The organism is Paraglaciecola sp. (genome assembly GCF_039964565.1).
GTDB lineage: Bacteria > Pseudomonadota > Gammaproteobacteria > Enterobacterales > Alteromonadaceae > Paraglaciecola.
The window spans coordinates 1-3048 of sequence record NZ_JBDVXF010000020.1 but is presented as its reverse complement, the minus strand read 5'-3'; the positions used below and the strand labels follow the sequence as shown (position 1 = coordinate 3048).

Below are 3048 nucleotides of genomic sequence, written 5' to 3'. Positions count from 1 at the left end.
AACATTCATAGTGTTTGGTGATCAATTCTATCGCCAAACAAAAATAATCACGGAAAACACTATGAATGTAAGACAACTTTTATCAAAGTACTTGGTCAATGTCACACCAAACATGCACAAAACTCGTCGATTGAGTTTATTGGCGACCATTGAAAGCACCATGAACGGTGGGGTACTTTCTGTTACTGGACTAGGCCGTAACATTGACAGTCGAGCTTATGAAAAACATCGCATTAAACGTGTTGACAGGTTATGCGCTAATGTTCATTTACAGCAAGAAATCCCGCTCGTTTACAGTCAAATGTGTACTGCTATTGTTGGCCCAAATAAACAACCAATTATTCATGTTGATTGGTCAGACATGGATACGCGTAAGCAGCATTTTCTTATTCGCGCATCGATTGCCGCTCAAGGGCGTTCACTAACGCTTTATGAAGAAATTCCCCCCTTGAGTCTTAAAGAAAAGCCTAAAACGCATCGATTATTTATGCAAAAGCTAAAGGCGATGTTACCTAAGAATGTCAAACCCATCATTGTCACAGATGCAGGCTTTAGGATCCCTTGGTTTACACTGGTAGAGTCACTTGGCTGGGATTTTGTTGGCAGAGTAAGAAACAAAACGTTTTGTAAAAAGAAACGAGATACTACCTGGCTTCCGGTCAAGTCACTCTATGAATTAGGTTCCTTGCGACCTAAAGATTTAGGAGCGTACCTGCAAGGTATGAAAAAGTATTTTGAGTCGAGAATGGTAGTGGTATGGCGCAAATCCAAAGGACGAAAAGACAAAACCGCGACAGGTGAGCGAGCCAGAAAAAACAAGAAATCTAGAGCCTGTGCAGAACGAGAGAAAGAGCCATGGTTACTGGCTACATCTTTAAATAAAACAAGTCATTTATCAAAAAGAGTGGTGAAAATATATGCCACCCGAATGCAAATTGAAGAGAGCTTTAGAGATTTGAAAACAGGATTGAAAATGAATAAGTGTGGCTCACGAAATTCACCACGCCTACAAGTATTACTACTTGTAGCATTAGTTGCACAATACTTATTATTTTTACTTGGTTTAGCGGTAAAGTCATCAGGAAAGCACCGACGATATCAAGCAAACTCGATTAAAAAACGTAATGTATTATCTAATCAATTTATTGGATTACGAGCTTATAAAGATAAACAACTTAAACTATTAAAAAAGCACTGGAATGCAGCAATTAATGACCTAACTGCATTAATTGCTGCACCACAAGCGAGTTTTTAAATGCTTAAATTCGTGGGGATCCCTCAGTCTCTGACCCTATCGATTCAACCTCATTATCACCCATCGAGGTAGGATGTCGTTTTTGGTGAAAATGAATAAATGACGTTATCCATTTTAAATAAGTTTCAATCGTTCTTAAGGAGTATTGTCTGGTTAACATATAGTCAACTATGTACTGTATATATGGGGATTTAGTTTTCATTTTACCTATCTGCACTAGCTGTTTATTTATACAGTATAGTGCAGTTTCCCCCATATTTATGAAAATGCGCGAATCGCGCACTTTTGTAGAGTAAAAAATTTCTAGATGAATGAATTTTTCTTTAGGTAGCAATGTGTTATGAAATTTGTTAAAAATAGTAAAATTAAGAAAGTGCGCGACTTGTAAATAGAAATATGCGCGGTTAGCGCACTATTAAATTGTTAGCATGCCAATGTGTATTTTCAGTTGGCTACCTACAAGTGGTGTGCAAAGCGGTTAGCTTTTTAGCTCGTCACAGTCGGTAAAAAAGGTTCACGTAACTGGTAAGTTCTGGCAATATTAATCATCAAACACTGGCAAACTTAAGGCAACGGACAATGCAGCATCCAAATTTAAACAAGGTAGTCACAGTTTGTTAGTTCACCAATCAATTCAAACAGCAGCACGCAATGCGGCAGCTAACAAACAAATCATGGCCGACGCGCAAACAGCGCGCGCCGCATATTCGAAGCGTTAGTGTTCTTGGAGAATTGAACTGAGAGTTAAGGCTAGTAAAAAACTTAAAGGTAAGATGCTTAAAAGATTATTAATAGCCTTTGGCCTCTTTTCAGTACTTATTTATATATTGGCGTCACCAAATGGTGTCTGCTTTGAAGTTTTATCGCGTGACCTTTGTAGCGGAGAAGAAAAATCCGTTTTATTATTTTGGTTTTTTTTATTCGATGCGATTTTGTTGGCTTACGTAGCATCACCATTCGTATACTACGGAGCTATGAAGTTCCTAGTAAAAGTAAAGAACACTAACAAATGAATTATGTTGTTCGTAAACTCACTGGGACAAATACTCGCTGGCCTTCGGCCAAAGCGCTCATATTTGCCCCATATTCAAAGCGTTATGTTCCAAGGAGTTTTTAGACAATGGAAGAAGTTGTTGGAGGTTTTGGACTTCTAATTTTGAGAGGATTAAAGTGGCTTGTTATTACCGCTTTGGTGGAGTTTTTAATCTATTGGTATGGTTATATCACACTTAAAATTCTTACCTTAGGTCATTATCCCAAATTAGGCGAAGATAGCGAAACCATGTGCATAATTACTGGCGTTGTCTCCATTGCACTAACGATAGTTTTAATTGCAGTCTTTGTTTAGCAATGGCACATAACAAAAACATCATTTCGCTCGTAAACTCGCTGGGACAATTACTCACTGGCTGGCGCTTCGCGCAGTATAGCCAGCAAGTAATTGCCCCATATGTTAAGCGTTGAGGCTGTAGAAAAAGTCTCTTTTTTGTTTGTTTTTTGTGCAATTAATTCTTCCCTCAGATCATGGTTTGTGATCCAATAGGTATTATCAATTAGGCGGAAGGAGCCTTGGTGATGCCACGTTTTATCCCTCTAAATTATCAGCAAAATTCAATGGTGGTAATTAATTACCTAGACCAACTTCAAGCAGGTACGTTTGAATATGCTATCCATCATTTAATTGATTCGAAGTTGGATTTATCAGTGTTCTATCCTAAGTACAAAAATGATGACACGGGCCGTCCTGCTTACGACCCAGCGGCGTTGTTAAAGATTATCTTGTTTGCTTATTC

At 38.3% G+C, this 3048-nt stretch carries 3 protein-coding genes and 1 pseudogene; 3 read left to right on the top strand and 1 reads right to left on the bottom strand.

Going from position 1 to position 3048, the window contains the following annotated elements; all coding sequences use genetic code 11:
• The first annotated feature begins 61 nt into the window (after positions 1-61).
• A complete protein-coding gene (locus ABJK37_RS08425) occupies positions 62-1255 on the top strand; it encodes an IS4 family transposase (protein ID WP_348352026.1) in 1194 nt (397 codons plus the stop codon).
• A gap of 4 nt (positions 1256-1259) precedes the next feature.
• Here the strand turns inward: ABJK37_RS08425 and ABJK37_RS08420 are convergent, their stop codons facing one another.
• On the bottom strand, positions 1260-1415 hold the full coding sequence (locus ABJK37_RS08420; protein WP_348352024.1) for a phage integrase N-terminal SAM-like domain-containing protein: 156 nt from the start codon (positions 1413-1415) through the stop codon (positions 1260-1262).
• A 960-nt stretch (positions 1416-2375) separates the two neighbouring features.
• Between ABJK37_RS08420 and ABJK37_RS08415 the strand changes: the two genes are divergently transcribed.
• Positions 2376-2603, top strand: coding sequence for a hypothetical protein (locus tag ABJK37_RS08415; RefSeq protein WP_348352022.1), 228 nt, complete (start codon positions 2376-2378; stop codon positions 2601-2603).
• A 227-nt stretch (positions 2604-2830) separates the two neighbouring features.
• Positions 2831-3048 (top strand): annotated as a pseudogene (locus ABJK37_RS08410) (IS1182 family transposase); the annotation flags it as partial.

Excerpts from the sequence above, each read along its gene's own strand:
- ABJK37_RS08415 (WP_348352022.1), top strand. The coding sequence starts at position 2,376 with ATGGAAGAAGTTGTTGGAGGTTTTGGACTTCTAATTTTGAGAGGATTA.
- ABJK37_RS08420 (WP_348352024.1), bottom strand. The coding sequence starts at position 1,415 with ATGTTAACCAGACAATACTCCTTAAGAACGATTGAAACTTATTTAAAA.
- ABJK37_RS08425 (WP_348352026.1), top strand. The coding sequence starts at position 62 with ATGAATGTAAGACAACTTTTATCAAAGTACTTGGTCAATGTCACACCA.